General features: G+C 56.4%; 12 protein-coding genes. 7 read left to right on the top strand and 5 right to left on the bottom strand.

Features of this window, described 5'->3' with window-relative positions:
• Positions 1-285: 285 nt before the first annotated feature.
• The 3 genes from P9230_RS31285 to P9230_RS32470 are packed head-to-tail and all read right to left on the bottom strand — an operon-like array spanning position 286 to position 1,001.
• Positions 286-570: a DUF6804 family protein gene (locus P9230_RS31285; protein ID WP_063169433.1), complete on the bottom strand. Its 285-nt coding sequence runs from the start codon at positions 568-570 to the stop codon at positions 286-288.
• A gap of 52 nt (positions 571-622) precedes the next feature.
• Positions 623-862, bottom strand: coding sequence for a hypothetical protein (locus P9230_RS31280; protein ID WP_082826591.1), 240 nt, complete (start codon positions 860-862; stop codon positions 623-625).
• A gap of 28 nt (positions 863-890) precedes the next feature.
• Positions 891-1,001 (bottom strand): YHYH domain-containing protein, encoded by a 111-nt coding sequence (locus P9230_RS32470; RefSeq protein WP_095770035.1) that lies wholly within the window; start codon positions 999-1,001, stop codon positions 891-893.
• Positions 1,002-1,154: 153 nt separating this feature from the next.
• Between P9230_RS32470 and P9230_RS31275 the strand changes: the two genes are divergently transcribed.
• From P9230_RS31275 to P9230_RS31250, 6 genes are all read left to right on the top strand, one after another.
• Positions 1,155-1,595, top strand: coding sequence for a hypothetical protein (locus P9230_RS31275; protein ID WP_126066778.1), 441 nt, complete (start codon positions 1,155-1,157; stop codon positions 1,593-1,595).
• 197 nt (positions 1,596-1,792) lie between these two features.
• Positions 1,793-3,232, top strand: coding sequence for a hypothetical protein (locus P9230_RS31270; RefSeq protein ID WP_278121662.1), 1,440 nt, complete (start codon positions 1,793-1,795; stop codon positions 3,230-3,232).
• Entirely contained in the window at positions 3,225-4,043 is an 819-nt protein-coding gene (locus P9230_RS31265) for a hypothetical protein (protein ID WP_063169429.1), read from the top strand. Before P9230_RS31270 ends, P9230_RS31265 begins: the two co-directional genes overlap by 8 nt.
• On the top strand, positions 4,043-5,359 hold the full coding sequence (locus tag P9230_RS31260; protein ID WP_063169428.1) for a hypothetical protein: 1,317 nt from the start codon (positions 4,043-4,045) through the stop codon (positions 5,357-5,359). The genes P9230_RS31265 and P9230_RS31260 overlap by 1 nt, the downstream gene beginning before the upstream one ends.
• Positions 5,356-6,405: a hypothetical protein gene (locus P9230_RS31255; protein ID WP_082826712.1), complete on the top strand. Its 1,050-nt coding sequence runs from the start codon at positions 5,356-5,358 to the stop codon at positions 6,403-6,405. The genes P9230_RS31260 and P9230_RS31255 overlap by 4 nt, the downstream gene beginning before the upstream one ends.
• A 50-nt stretch (positions 6,406-6,455) precedes the next feature.
• Entirely contained in the window at positions 6,456-7,601 is a 1,146-nt protein-coding gene (locus P9230_RS31250; protein WP_095770037.1) for a DUF4236 domain-containing protein, read from the top strand.
• Positions 7,602-7,614: 13 nt separating this feature from the next.
• On the opposite strand, the gene P9230_RS31245 is transcribed toward P9230_RS31250, so the two are convergent.
• Positions 7,615-8,445, bottom strand: coding sequence for a thermonuclease family protein (locus P9230_RS31245; protein WP_127224212.1), 831 nt, complete (start codon positions 8,443-8,445; stop codon positions 7,615-7,617).
• Positions 8,446-8,479: 34 nt separating this feature from the next.
• Positions 8,480-8,893 carry a MucR family transcriptional regulator gene (locus P9230_RS31240; protein WP_082826711.1) on the bottom strand — a complete coding sequence of 138 codons (414 nt, stop codon included), beginning with the start codon at positions 8,891-8,893 and terminating at the stop codon, positions 8,480-8,482.
• Between the two features lie 636 nt (positions 8,894-9,529).
• On the opposite strand from P9230_RS31240, the gene P9230_RS31235 reads away from it, so the two are divergent.
• Positions 9,530-15,115 carry a DUF3320 domain-containing protein gene (locus P9230_RS31235; RefSeq protein ID WP_063169424.1) on the top strand — a complete coding sequence of 1,862 codons (5,586 nt, stop codon included), beginning with the start codon at positions 9,530-9,532 and terminating at the stop codon, positions 15,113-15,115.
• Positions 15,116-15,119: the final 4 nt, after the last annotated feature.

The raw sequence follows: 15,119 nt of genomic DNA, 5'->3' as shown, positions 1-15,119 counted from the left end.
TCCACATGGCAGCCTAAAGTCAAAAACGCCTATCAGTCGCCTCGCCCTGATCGAGGACAACCTGTTGAAGCTCCACATCTAGGGCATGCGAAAATAGAAAATAACGGGCAAAAAGATGCGCCTTTTCCGACTCCGAGCCTAGATGGTTGAAAGCCTCGAAGTACTCCTTCGTCCGCTCGAGGAGATCTCCCGCATAAAGCGCCAACGGCTGTGACACGGTGACCCTCGGGCGCGCCTTGACCTTCGGCGTCTCAGGTCCACTCTTGGCCATCTCAGATTATCGGCTTAATTCCGGTGCCGGTATGCGACAAAGCCGAACAGAGTAGCCGCTGCGACGTTGAAGATTGCCCACAGCTCGCGCGGCAAATGAACCGGCATGAACGGGTTGAAGATCGCTGCCGCTCCAAACAGCGCCCAAGCCAGGGTGCGATTTTCAGGGCCTGATCGCCACACCATGGCTCCGCAGTAGATCCCGGCGAAAAAGACCACCACGCGGAGGAATTGGTAATAGCCGTACGGCCATGGCGCTACCGCCAGCAGCGAGGCAATAGCTACACAGATGCAGACCAACCGGACCGTTCCGGCCGGCGTCGAAAAGCATTATTTTCAGCAAACTTGATCCTCAAACGCCCAGCACGGTTGTTAGTGGAGTTTCGGCGCCCGCCATATATTTGAAAAGCCAGATTGCCCAAGTGATCGGCCAAATGAACGCCAACATCGCATCCAGGCTCAAGTTAATCAGGATTTTTACGACCACTGATGCATGGCCCTGCCATGTGTCGACGACATTCATCACGTAGGTGATCGGCCCGCCCAGCATGAAGAGGAGGCCCAGCGGAGCTGACATGATGTTCTTCAGCATGTTTGTGTCCCTCAGAAAGGCGTGACCTTCAGTGACAGTGATACGCGCCGGTCTTATGGTTGGTATGGCAACCGTTGGCATCAGTGCCGCCACTGTGTGCAAACGCGCCGGTCGCGCAAGCGATTATTGCAGCGGCCATAGCCGCGAGAAATGTTGTTTTCATTTTATTGCCCTCCCAAAGTATTTCAGACAGAGCACTATTGCCGGTCGGGCACAAGCTGCTCGTGGCACTGTGAACACAAATAGGATAGATGCTCCTCTGTGCAGGCCAAGATCGGGCGAGGAGAATACTTTGGATGGATTGCGATTGATGCACGTCCCGTTGGCGATCCTGCTGACATGGCCAAGGGTGGCGACGGCAAATGAATGCCTCTCGAAGTACACCAAGACCGACGTCTGCGCCTACGCAAAAAAAATGCAAACCGAAATGGCTCCAGCATTGCCCATGCTGATCAGTTCGAACATCTCCGTTCGGAGCATCATCGCAATCGGGCCAAGGATCGTTTTCAACGCCACCTGGGCTCAGACCGATGCGGAAGTAGACGCCAAATTGTTGGCTGCTGGCGTCTCGCGGCCGGTCTATGTCCAGAAGATCGATGAAATGACCAAAAACTATGTCTGTCGTGCGGAGGAACTATCTGCCTTCGTTCGCCTGGGCGGTGAGATCCAGTACACGTATACGACTGTGGATAATTTCCCAGTCGCGAACCCGCTCGTAGCACTCTGTCCTTAGAGCATCGCAGCACGGCTCATGACATGACTAGTCGCGGCCGATCAACCAGTTGATCAGCAGCCATGATCATTTGTTGGAACTCAATTGAGCCTGATCCGCACTAGCAAGTGGATAGAAGTGAATGTGCGGTTGCCCTTTAGCTCTACTATGCATAGAAACCACTCTGCCGGGGGGCGTAAAGTTGGGGTTGTGAGTGCGTGGGCTCTAAATTCGAAAAACTAAATAAGTTGCGTGACTCACTGCGAGAATCCAACCACGATTTTCGGGCGAGCACTCAGCTATTCAACAGCCTGGACCCTGCCAAGATCGACGGCGACCTGGATGTCATTAACCGCGGAAAGCAGCGCGGCGAGGTGAACCAACCCCCGAAAACGGCAAAGAATCTCGACGATGTCGAACATGCCATCGTGGAACGCGTTGAGGATGAGAAGAAGGCTGCGCATCACACTCTTGAGGACAACCTGCAACTCCTTGGAGGTCGTCTTGCCGGCCTCGATTTCGAGGAACAATTCGGTCTAATCCGTCAGACGAATGCCGCTAGCGTTTCGGACTTCAAAGCCTCGGTCGCCGTGGGCCTCGATGAACTTCACGGCCTGAGAAGGGCCCTGAACGACGCCGAAAAAGAGCATGCATGGTTTAAGGAGAAGCACGGTCTCGTTCGTGCCGCGCGTGTGCAGCACGGTGCCGCTCACATTTTCCGGCTATCGCTTCTGCTATTTCTGTTTCTGGTCGAGACAGCGATGAACGGCAACTTCCTGGCCAAGGGCAATGAGCAGGGATTTTTTGGTGGCATCCTTGAGGCTGCGGCATTCTCTTTCATCAACATCGGGGCGGCTTTGCTCCTGGCGGTTTTCTGCGCTCGTCTCGTCACCCATCGGTCGTTTTTCGTAAAATTCGTTGGGATCATTTCAATCCTTTTCTATATCGGCTTGGCGATTTCGATAAACTTGGCGCTAGCGCACTACCGTGAGGTCAGCGGCTCGCTCGCTGACGGCGCCGGCGCTGAGGTCATCCGTAATATGCTCGCCAATCCAGCGGGTCTCACGGACATCAAGTCCTGGTTGCTGTTTGCGATCGGCCTGATGTTTTCGCTTTTCGCTTTTATCGACGGCTGGTTCGTGCTCGACCCTTACCCAGGCTACACTGGCGTTGAAAATCGGCTCGTTCGACGGCGCGATGACTACATCGATCGAAAGAAGGAACTGATCGAAGAGCTGCAGGATGTCCGCGACGACCACAACGAAAAAGTGGAGGAAATCGTCAAGCAGCTTGGTAGTCGCCGGCGCGAGCACCGCGCGATTGTCGATCATCGATCGAGGCTTCTGGCTCTTTTTGCGCAGCATCAAGACCAATTGGAGCGAGCCTGCAATCAGCTTTTGTCGATGTATCGGGAAGCCAACATCCAGGCGAGGACCGAGCCGGCGCCCAAGCATTTCGGAACGCCCTACAAACTTGATCGCATCAAGCCATACGTCACCGGCGAGCGGGAGTGGAATGAGGGACATGTTGGCGCATCAATTCGCCAGGCGCAGGAGGAACTCAACGAGCAGGTTCGTCTGATTGGTCAGGAATGCGAACGGGGAATTGAGCAGTACCGAGATCTTGATAAGCTTCACCCGGACAGCGTGAATGTCTAGGCGAACCCGCAGACGCAAGAAAGGCAATGCGGGTACCATTGCCGCGGCCATTGCCCTTGGTGTGCTATCCGTTGCGATGTTGGCCGGCTTCGGCTGGATGTGGACCAGGTCTGGCAATGGCCATATCGACGCCAACACGAATTGCCCATTGGACGGACCCTCCAGCCTGACCGCCGTCCTCATCGACGCCACTGATCCAATTTCGGCAACGACGATGGCTGATCTCAAGAACGAGTTCCGAAAGACCATTGGGCAGGTCGAGCCGGGTGGGTATGTGAGGATTTATACCCTGAGCTCGGCGCCTGGTGAGCTGACGGTGATGTTCGATGGATGCAATCCCGGTGATGGGTCGACCGTCGATAGTTGGACCAACAATCCTGCGCGGCGTCAAAAGAAGTGGGAAAACGCCTTCGGCGATCCTTTGAACAAACTTCCCGATGAAATCCCGAATGCGGCTTCCGCGAGCCAATCTCCGATCATGGCTGGAATTCAGAAAATCAAGCTGTCGCTCTTCGATAGCAGCTTGGCCAAACAGGGCAGTCCCAAGCGATTGGTGGTCGCCTCTGACATGATCGAGCATACGACGATTTACTCGCAGTACCGATCGGGACTGGATTACCAAAAATACCTCAACAGCGCCGCCGACCGCACATATGGGACGTCGCTGGATGGGGTGGGCATCACAATTCTTTATATCGATCGGGCAAAGAAGCCATTTCAGACCCTGGATCACGCGGAGTTCTGGACACATTGGGTCCAGAACCATCACGGCGAGTTCGAAAAGCTGGTTGGCTTGGATGGGTTAAACTGATGGCGAGAGCGCACGACAAACCTTTGCTGGATCATCCACGTCTGCCGGTCGTGGTTTTCGCGGCATTGACACTCGGCGGGTGTGTATTCATCGCCATTGCAAAACTCTCAGGCGTAAATCCGATCGTCGCGGCGGTAGCACCGGCCTGCCTGATGTTTTTCTATCTCGGGGTTTCGATCTTTGCTGGAAAGCTACAACTGCACGACGAGCAGACCGGCGATAACCTCTACTATATGGGCTTCCTGTTCACCCTGACGAGCCTTGGGGTCTCGCTGTTTCAGTTTGGAACGGAAGGCTCAACCGACACGATCGTCCAAAATTTTGGCATCGCGATCACGTCGACGATCACCGGTATTGCTCTGAGGGTTTTCTACAATCAGATGCGGCGCGATCCCGCGGACATTGAGCGAACGGCGAGGCACGAACTTGCCGACATGACACGGCGTGTAAGAGCCGAGATGGAAAGCGTAACCAGGGAGTTCGCCGACTTTCGTCGTGTCAGCCATCAAATGCTCGAAGAGGGCTTTGCAGAGATTGCCGAGCAAGCGGCACGCAATGGGGAGCACATTCGATCTGCCCTGGACAATATTGCCATGGAATCGATCAAGCCTGTCCAAGAGGCGTCTGCCAAGCTCAGTGACGCGTTGCAGCACAATTTCGGGCAAGTCGAAACCCAGTTTGCTTCGATAGCGAACCGCGTTGGAGCTGCAGCGGATTTGCTGGATAAAGCCAACAGCTCGATGTCCAACTCTGTTGGAAAGCTCGGTAATCAAGCCGACAATATGGCTGCCAAGCTGGAAAAGGTGGTTGTTCCTGATGAGGTGCTGAAGAACGATCTGGCGCCGATGGTCAAGCTCCTGGGTAATGCTGTCGCACAATATGCGATAAAAACCGAAACAGCCTCGCAAGAGCAGCAAACGCGGATGACCGGTCTTGCCGACGCAGTGATCAAGGTGGCGACTGGAGTGGAGAGAGCGGCAGCGGCCGCAGAAAAGACCGCAGAAACTGTCCAAGCGCAGCAGCGTTTGACTGAGGAGTTCATGGCTGTGATGCAGAAACACAGCAATGAAACACGCGGCCTCGTCGCAACCCTTACACAACATAGCCTCCCGGCCGTGCGCACTCCCCAGCCTCTGAGCAATGCGATAGCGAACGATGTCGAGCGAGTGGCGGCACCTTCCACTGTTGCCTCCCCTGTGGAGACGCCAATCAAGGTTTCGGATGACACGGAGGGCGACACCTTCCGATCGTTAAGCAGTCCGGCGGAGGTGGAGAAGGGTGAACCGCCAAAGAGAGCAAGTTGGTGGGGCAGGTGAGTGAGGTTAGCGGAACAGCCATTACGTTTGAGCGCAAGGGCTATGGCCGCGGCCTGATACTCGGCCTGACGATGGCTGAGACGATGCTGCTTCTCGTTTTCTGCCTTTTGCTTGCTGCAGGCGCGCTCATCGCCAAGACAAAGAAAGAGGCTGCGGCAGCGCAGAAGATTGCGCAGTCCCTCAATGAGAACGCTCGCAAGCTTGACGAGGAAAACAAGCGGTTGCTGGCTCAGCTGAATGCCATGGTCAAGCCTGCAAGTCGACGCAATGTACCAGATCAAGAATGGCGTGAATTGGTCCGGGCCAAAGAGGCCGCAGAGGCAATCAAAAAAGTGGGACTGACCCTTGAGGAAGCGGTGAAAAGCGCGCCGGCCGCCAAAGTCCTCTCTGACAACGACGTCGACGTTGATCAGGCCAAAGCCATGATCGAGAAGATGAAGGTTCTGCGCGAGCTCGGCTACGTTGGCACGGGCAAGACGTCCAAGGATCTTGCTGACGCACTGAAGAAGGCAAGGAACGAGGCCTCTGCTGACAAGCCACACGATTGGCCACCGATCATCAGTCTTAGCGAGCTCGATGGCTATAATTTCGATACTGGAAGTGCGGAGCTTTCCGGTGGCTTCAAAACGAAGTTGCGGCAGATGTCGAAGACCATTGCTGGAATTGCAACTTCCTATGGTGTGGACGTCATTGAGGTGATTGGCCACACGGACGAGCAGGCGATGTCCGGTGACTCATCGAATATGGACAGAGGCCTTCAGCCCGTACTGGCGCGCAAGATGGACATTGGCACACTCCATCCTGCCGACAATGCCGGGCTTGGATTAGCGCGAGCGATCTCCGTCACAGGCATCCTGCGCGATATGCCGGAACTGAAAGGCTTCACCATCCTGCCAATGTCCGGCGGCCAGTTGATATTGCCTGGCGACCGGCTCACCGACGGCGCACAGGCCGGCGACGTCAAGGCGAGGAGGCGAATTGAGATCAGGGTCAGGCAACGTTCGCGAGAGACAGATATTGGACTGGTTCCGGTACCAAAGTTGTGAGGCGAACTGCCCTTGGGTTTCGCTCACAGGGCTTGGGGGGGATTGCGGGGATGGGGTTTTACGTTCGAAAATCGATTAGTGCGGGACCTTTCCGCTTTAACTTCTCGTCTGGCGGGGTTGGCGCGTCCGTTGGCGTGCAAGGTCTTCGTATCGGGACTGGCCCACGAGGGCATTATATTCATGCAGGCGTCGGCGGTCTCTACTACCGAGGCACTTTGGGAAAGCGCAGCGCCAAGCAGACGCTGCAACTGTCTGAATTCCCATCTGGGCCAAAGCCCCATCCAACATCCTCACCCGTGGAATATGTCAGCGGTGGCGTCGTGATGAGAGAAATCGAGTCCGCCGATGTGATCGAGATGCGTGATGAGACATTTGCCAATGTGCTTGATGAAATCAATGCGAGGCAATCGCAGACGCGAATGTCGCTCATCCTGGCCGTGCTGTTTGGGATCGCCGGATTGATCGCAGGCGCAATGCTGGGAGGTGGGGTGGCGCTGATCGGTATTGCTGCCTTTTTGCCGGGCATGCTTATTGGCAACTGGTTGGACAGCTACCGCCGGGTGAGCGTGCTCTACTATGATTTGGAGCAGGACGCGGAGGCGGCCTACGGGCGACTTGTCGCCGCCTTTGACACGCTCACACGCTGCGCGGCGAGTTGGCATGTCGCGGCTGGTGGCAAGATAGAGGATCTGACGACTTGGAAGCGCAATGCGGGAGCCACGATGTTGGTCGATAAAAAGTCGACGACGCTCCAAGCTTCCTTGCCGACGGTTGTTCGCAGCAATGTCACACCACCGTCGATACACGTCGGCCGGCAAATCCTTTATTTCATGCCAGACATGATTTTGGTGAAGGACGGAAACCAGTACGGTGCCGTTGGGTATGGAGACCTCAGGACGCAATTTGCCCCCAGCAATTTTATTGAGACCGGCAAAGTTCCATCTGATGCTGAGATCGTGAGCTATACCTGGGCTCATCCCAATAAGAATGGCGGACCCGACAAACGCTTCAGAGATAATCGGCAGATCCCTGTCTGTCGCTACGAAGCCTTGCGGTTTTCTAGCCCATCCGGGCTCAACGAGCTGGTGGAATTTTCCAAGACAAACGTCAGCCAGCCCTTTTGCCAGGCTCTATTGGCACTCGCGCAAATGCACCGAAACGCTGGTGGCCAGTCCGGCTTGCTGAAAGCGCGCTAAGGAATTGGCTTGGTCAGCAAATGCCTTCGCACGGAATTCCGTCGCCGTCCCGGTCCAATTTGGGTCCCCAGCTACAGTTATTGAGATACCAGCGCGCCTCATCGCATGAGGAGATTTGCTTACAATAGCGACGCGGTTGACACGAATAGCTCTGAGCTATTTGGCGACGGCCTGTAAGGCCGTAGGATGTGTCATTACCGGGTTTATTGTTGGCTGCATGTGTTGCTCGCCAATCCCAAGGGGCTGTGAAAGTGCCAACCCAGATGCCAATCTTGGCCCTTTGGGCATCTGCCTGTTGTGACGCGTAACTACCATGGCTGTATCGAGGCCAATCCAGGGCATAACCCTGTTCGACCATCCAAGACGCAATGCTAGCACCGTCCGCCCGCTGACAATCACCAACGAAGCGGTTGTAACGATCCCACGAAACAAAGTTGCACTGGATGGGTCGGGATTGACTGAGGAAGATGTCCAGTGCTTCTGCGGATTTGCGGCCGCATGGGTATTCTTGCCCGCTTGCGTCGCTGCAGTTTTGGCTGCTTTCAGGTGCGTCGATGCCATTGAAACGAATACGCTGTCCGTGGATCTCGATCGTGTCCCCGTCAACGATGGACGCTACGCCGACGATAGGCTTCGGTTTTGACCCGAGTGCGCTTGCTGTATTGGGTCCCGCGATCTGGTTGCCCCACCCTGTAAAGTAGGAGGTGACATAAGCGCCCACTGCTAGCGTGATCACCAGGATCGCGGCTAATGATTTATGTGAAAAGAAACGCTTGCGCATAATTGAAACCCGGCCGCGTCTTGGCCGCGAGCTGCGGCGATGGGAATAGCGATCGCGATTCAATTTTCGATCCTTTGCGAAGCTGCCAAATGTTTTGCTAGCGCGTCTTTGACTTCTTGGCTGCTGCTTTCTTGGGCGCGGCTGCTGTGCGACCGAGGCCAATCGATTTTGCCAATCTGGAGCGATTGGCTGAATAGTTAGGCGCGACCATGGGGTAATCGTTGGAGAGGCCCCATTTTTGGCGATAGGCGTCGGGCGTCAGTCCAAAATGCGTGTTCAAGTGTCTCTTGAGGGACTTGAACTTTTTGCCGTCTTCGAGGCAGACGATGTAGTCTGGAGTGACTGAGCGCTTGGGGTTGACCGCGGGAACTTGGTCGGGTTTTTCCGGTTCGGACGGCTGGCCGATACGCGCTAATGACGAATTGATGCTGGCAATAAGGTCCGGCAATGAGGAGACCGGCACTGAATTCTTGCTCACATAAGCCGCAACGATATCGGCGGTAAGCTCCATCAGCGCGGTGGCCGTATTTTGGATTTCGTCAGTCACTTCATGGCTCCGGACTTCTGCAGTGAAATCCCGATCTATTACTTATCGGCTAAAAAAACCAGTAGAGGGAGGATACTAAATGCCAGGCGCTAATAGTGATGAATGTTAAAGCGCCAATCAGAATGCGGAACCACGAGAGACGGTGGATTGATTGGGCGCGGCGTTTTCTTTGTATGACCAGGAAAGCGGCTTGAGGCTCACAGGCGGATGCATTTAGATTTGGACGAGTAGGACCTACGCATGACATTTTCGAAAGACCCGCCGCCGGAGGTTAAGCCCCAGAAGGATAAGGCAAAGACTGGATCTGAATTGGACCGCGTTCCAAGTGCGGGAGCCATTCGGGTCCGCAACGGACTCTCTGTGTCAGAAAAAGACATTGTGGAGGCGGCTAAATACGGGGGCAGGGAGCGAGAATCCTCGTCGGATAGCGACTAGGCAAAGGGGGCCAAGAATGCAGGCTCTGACCCATATCACACGTCGCAATATTGGACGGTGTCCAGAAGTGATCGCAGTCGTTTCTAATTGAACACGGCTGTTTTTTCTTGCGCGAACGCTCTACGCGGGCTCTAGCTGGTTCTCCTTTCAAAGGGGATGTAAGTCTTGGACGTAAAACAGTCAGTCTTCCAAAGCGATCTCCCTCTAAAGGAGAAACTCGAGCGCGCCAGGATGGAGTTGCTCGATCTTTCCGCCCGCAATCGACTTTTGAATGTGCCGCGGTTTTCCAAGAGCGCGAAGACGATCGATATCGTCGATGAGAAGTCGTCCGAAATTTATCGATTGCTGGTGACCGAAGGAAAGGCTTTTACCTTCCTGGCCGGCAAGCCCGATAGGCCGAAAGCGGGCCAGGATGAAAGCAGCCCTCCAGACGAAGAGATCGACTATTCCCCCGTCGCTCTCGCCCAACCAGAGGACGATGGAGTCGATAACAGAGGGATATCCGCGCGGCACTCGGACACCAAGCTGCAGACGCGTATGACCCCAACTGGGCTGCAGCGGCGGCTCCTTGATCTCTACCATGATGCCCGCACACTCGAGGAAGAGCAGGGCGTCAATATCCTCTTTCTGGCCCTTGGAATGCTGAAGTGGATTGACCCGAACAACAAAGAGAACATCCGTCAGGCCCCCCTCATTTTGGTGCCGGTTCGGCTTGAGCGAGGGGCCGCTGGAGAAAAATTCCGCCTACGAGCCCGGCCGGAAGATCTTACCGCAAACCTCTCCTTGGAACTCTATCTCGACCGCATTCACAAGCTCGCTCTGCCGCGTTTTGAGGTGGGAGATGACTTCGACGTCTCGGCCTATCTCGATGCCGTTGCCGAAGCAATTTCGACCAAAGAGGGTTGGGAGGTGCTTCGCGACGATATGGTGCTCGGCTTCTTCTCGTTTGCGAAGTTCTTGATGTACCGTGATCTGGATCCGGATCTCTGGCCCGATGGCGCAAAGATTATCGAACAACCGAAGATCCGCTCGCTTCTTTCAGATGGTTTCGAAACACGCGAGCCGCTTATGTCGGACGACATAGCGATTGATCCGCACATTGCGCCCGCCGAAATGTTGCATATCGTCGACAGTGACAGTTCTCAGACACTGGCGATCCATGACGTCAGAAAAGGTCGCGACCTCGTTATCCAAGGTCCGCCTGGGACAGGAAAATCGCAGACGATCGCAAACATTATTGGGTCGGCCGTTGCCGACGGAAAGACCGTGCTGTTCGTGGCCGAAAAGATGGCAGCGCTGGAGGTCGTCAAGCGACGGCTTGACACTGCTGGGGTGGGGGACGCCTGCCTTGAGCTGCATAGTAACAAGGCGAACAAGCGCATGATGCTAGAGGAGCTGCGGCGAACCTGGCAACTCGGATCGCCCAGGGGCCAGCTTCCTTCTTCCCTAACTGATCGCTTGCTGGAGGCTCGCGATAAACTCAACGCACATGCTGCACGAATGCACGTTGCGTTCGGAGCGTCCGAACTCACTCCTTATCAGGTTCTCGGCCAGCTAACCCGACTAAGGCAGGTCGGTCAGAAACCAGTGGACATCGAACTTACGGATGCCACAAGCTGGACAACTGACGGCGTTTCGCAACGTCGCAAATTGCTCGATGAGGTCTCTCAGCGGATCAACGAGATCGGCTTGCCGATCCACCACCCGTGGCGGGGAGTTGGCCTGGATGTCGTTCTTCCAACGACCATTGAGAGGCTCGTCCCACGCATCGCGGCGTTGCTGGACCAAGCCAAGGCACTGCACGCCAAACTGGTCGGTATCGCTGAGCGGATCAAGGCCGAGCCTCCGAAAATTCTCAGCGACAGCGGCGAGATAGAAGATCGCGCTGAGCTTCTCGCGTCCGCGCCTGGACTTCCTGCCGAGGCGCTCGTCTCGCCGGTATGGGATGAGCGTCCGAAAGACATTTCATCGCTTCTCTGGTCAGGAACGGATTTCGCCCGCAAGTCCGAGGAACTTTCGGAGCAGTTGGCGGCAACGGCTATCGACACGCCAATTGAAGGTCTCGAGACAGAGCTTGCAAAGCTTCCCTCGGAATTTCCGAAAGATGGTTTCCATCGTGCGCGACAGCTCACCATTCTGCTCCCACGCTTGAGGGAAGAAGCTGAGCGCCTGAATCAGGAACTCGGATCGGCGATATTGCCAGACACGTTGGCAGGCTTGCTCAGGCTGGCCGTGACCGGCGAGCGAGTAGCGGCAGCACCTGACGCAAGTCCGGAGGCCTTCGCAGCCACCGTTTGGGACTCCGGACTTGAGCAGGCAGGCGACCTTGCCGACAGCGTAGCGACGCTTGAGGCTGCCAGAGCCGACCTTCAGGGCAAGGTTGTTGACGCGGCGTGGAGCACCGAGGTGGCCGCGGCGCGGCAGGCGCTCGCCACACACACGGGAATATTGAAAGCATTGAACGGCGACTACCGTCGCGCCACAGCACTTGCGCGGACTATTGTGGTCGACCCTAGCGCGCCTGCGACGCAGATAGTTGGTCTCCTCGACCTTTTGATGAAGGGTCAGGCTGCCGCAGCAAGAGTCCGCGAAGGCGACGCTTTTGGCCGTTCCGCCTTCGGGGCAGATTGGCGTGGGGAGCGATCGGCTTCCGCGCCACTGCTCGCGCTAGTGGAGTGGATGCGGACTCTACGAGGGCTAGGCCCCGAACCTCGGATTATCGCCGGCCGGATGGCGGAACGCTCCGAGGCCGGTGCGCGTGCAGCGCGCGTTCGCAAGGTTATCGAAATCGGTCGGCCAATTATCGAAGGTTTCTGGAACGATCTCGGGCACCTCGCGTCATCCATGCTAGGCGACGTGGCTTCCGCCGAGCGGGCCTCGCTGCAACTGATGGAAGCGAAGGCGAGCACTGTAGCTCAAGCCGATGATGCGTCACGACAGGTTCTGACTGACGTTCCGGATCTAATCACTGAGCGGGTGGAGCTACTGCGCCGACTAGGCAGACTACAAGCACTTGCTCAAGGGATCGATGCGGGAGAGAGCCTTGGCAAGTTCGTATTCGGCTCGTCGTGGCACGGTCGAGGATCCGATTGGGCCGCTCTCACGCAAGCCGAGCTTTGGCTGAAAGAAAATGGCTCGATCCGACATCTGGCTGCGCGGTTGCCTGAAAGAATCGAGATCGCAAACTCGGCACGTTCAGCACGTGAAGCGGCCCAAGCGGCAGCGCGGGAATTGAAGGCGCTTACAGGGGATTTGAAAGCCGATGCTCCCTCCTTGTTTGGAGTAGTCGATTTTCCGGACGTCGCGATAGGCGAGGTCGTTTCTCGGCTGCAGGGTTGGCTCGATCATCAGGAGCAGCTCTCGAAATGGGTTGCCTATGAAGAGCGATCCGAAACGGCCCGAAAGGCTGGACTGGGACAGTTGATAGACGGCCTAGCCAACGGCCAGATTACAACAGGATCGGCTCGATCAGTTTTTGATATGGCCTACTACGAACGAATGTTTCTGGCGATGGCGACCGATGAGCCGGAGCTGGCAAGGTTCGACGGGGAACTGCATTCCAGGGCTGTACGTGACTTCGCAGATCTGGACCGCCAGCGCATCAAGGCCGGCGCCATCGAAGTTGTAACGGCTCATCACCGGAAAATTCCTTCAAGAGACGGCGGAGCTGGACCTGTCGGACTGCTTCGTTCTGAGATGGCGCGCAGACGAGGCCACATGCCCATCCGGCAATTGATGCAGAAGGCAGGCCCTGCCATCCAGGCGCTGAAGCCAGTGTTCATGATGAGCCCGCTTTCGGTGGCGCAATTCCTGTCGCCCGGCCGGATGTCCTTCGATCTGCTCGTGATGGACGAGGCGTCTCAGATCCAGCCCGTGGACGCACTTGGCTCGGTCGCCAGGGCCAGTCAGGTGGTCGTCGTTGGCGACGAACGCCAACTGCCACCCACGACATTCTTCGCGAAGATGACAGGCTCGCAGTCTGAAGATGACGAGGGTGAGGGCGCGCAGGTCGCCGACATTGAAAGCATCCTCGGCCTGTTCACGGCCCGCGGCTTGCCGCAGCGTATGCTGCGCTGGCACTACCGTAGCCGTCACCAATCTCTAATCGCAGTATCGAACAGCCAGTTCTACGAGAACCGGCTTTTCATCGTGCCAAGCCCTTATACCCAAGAGGCAGGTATGGGGTTGCGGTTTCATCATGTGCCGGAGGGGGTCTTCGATTCCGGCGGCACAGGAACCAATCCGGTAGAGGCGAGAGCAGTAGCGGAGGCGATCATCCGTCATGCGAAGGTGAACCCGCAAGAGACTCTAGGCGTTGCAACATTTTCGGTTAGCCAACGCCGCGCGATCCAGGATGAACTCGAAGCGCTGCGGCGACTAAATCCCGACACCGAGGAATTCTTTCACGCTCATCCAAGCGAGCCATTCTTCGTCAAGAACCTCGAAAATGTTCAAGGCGATGAGCGCGACGTGATCATGATCTCGGTGGGGTATGCCAAGAATGCCCAGGGATACATGGCCATGCGTTTCGGCCCTCTTGGCGCGGAAGGCGGCGAGCGTCGGCTCAACGTCCTCATAAGCCGCGCCAAGCGCAGCTGCGAAGTATTCGCGTCCATCACAGACGAGGACATCGACCTGGAGCGTGGCAAAGGGAAAGGCATCTTCGCCTTCAAGCTCTTCTTGCACTACGCGAGAACAGGGCGAATTTCGCTTGCCCAAGTCACGGTTCGCGAAATGGATTCAATCTTTGTAGAACAGGTAGCCAACGCGCTGATCGAAATGGGTTATCAGGTTCATGCTCAAGTGGGCATTGCCGGCTTCTTCATCGACCTCGCAGTTGCGGATCCAGAGAGGCCAGGCCGCTATATTCTTGGCATCGAATGCGATGGCGCAGAATATCACTCATCTCGCTCGGCCAGAGATCGAGACCGGCTTCGGCAGTCGGTTCTGGAAGACCATGGTTGGATCATCCATCGCATCTGGAGCGCTGACTGGTTCCAACGGCCTCGTGAGCAGCTGGAGCGAACCATACTAGCGATTGAGGCCGCCAGAAAAGAACTCGATGAGCGGGCCGAATTGGGGGTCCAGAGAAATCGAGCTGTAGCCGTGCAGGTTGTTACGGTCGACCGAGGCAACGTGACGGAAATCGGTCTCGAAAGCACAAACGGATCCGAGACACCCAATCGAGCCTACGAAGAGGCCGAACTAAAGCGACCGGGATCGTTCGAACTCCACGAGACGCCCAGCGGAATCATGGCCGGACTGGTCGAGCAGGTCGTGGCTACAGAAACGCCAATCCATGTCGACGAAATAGTTTCGCGTATTCGGGACGCCTGGGGTCTGCAGCGGGCCGGTGGCAGGATTCAGGATGCAATCGAGCGGGGGGTAAGCATAGCACAGAGAGGTGGTTCAGTAGCCCGTCGAGGCAACTTCTGCTTCAAGCCAGGTGTTCCTGTTCGTCTCAGGGATCGCAGTGGGGTCGTGTCCGCTGGATTGCGCAAGCCCGAAATGATTGCGCAGGACGAGGTCGCCCAAGGCGCTATGGAAGTCGTGAAATCCAACCTCGGTGCGACAGAGGAAGAAATCGCCACAGGCGTTGCCAGGATGCTGGGCTTCAAAGCCACAAGCGCACAATTAAGGCAGCTGATTTCAGCTGGGGTCGCCGATTTGGTTGCCAAAGGAGTGTTACGGTCCCAAGACGGCTTGTTGGTGGCCGGCGAATCCGCGAGCGAGAAATTAGCTGAAGTGTAACGGG

It is taken from the genome of Mesorhizobium sp. WSM4887, from assembly GCF_029625865.1.
Classification (GTDB): Bacteria; Pseudomonadota; Alphaproteobacteria; order Rhizobiales; family Rhizobiaceae; genus Mesorhizobium.
This window is presented reverse-complemented; position numbering and strand designations above follow the sequence as displayed.

What these genes read in the sequence shown, in the direction of transcription:
- P9230_RS31280 (WP_082826591.1), bottom strand. Translation starts at nt 862, where the DNA reads ATGCTGAAGAACATCATGTCAGCTCCGCTGGGCCTCCTCTTCATGCTG.
- P9230_RS32470 (WP_095770035.1), bottom strand. Translation starts at nt 1,001, where the DNA reads ATGGCCGCTGCAATAATCGCTTGCGCGACCGGCGCGTTTGCACACAGT.
- P9230_RS31265 (WP_063169429.1), top strand. Translation starts at nt 3,225, where the DNA reads ATGTCTAGGCGAACCCGCAGACGCAAGAAAGGCAATGCGGGTACCATT.
- P9230_RS31260 (WP_063169428.1), top strand. Translation starts at nt 4,043, where the DNA reads ATGGCGAGAGCGCACGACAAACCTTTGCTGGATCATCCACGTCTGCCG.
- P9230_RS31250 (WP_095770037.1), top strand. Translation starts at nt 6,456, where the DNA reads ATGGGGTTTTACGTTCGAAAATCGATTAGTGCGGGACCTTTCCGCTTT.
- P9230_RS31240 (WP_082826711.1), bottom strand. Translation starts at nt 8,893, where the DNA reads ATGGAGCTTACCGCCGATATCGTTGCGGCTTATGTGAGCAAGAATTCA.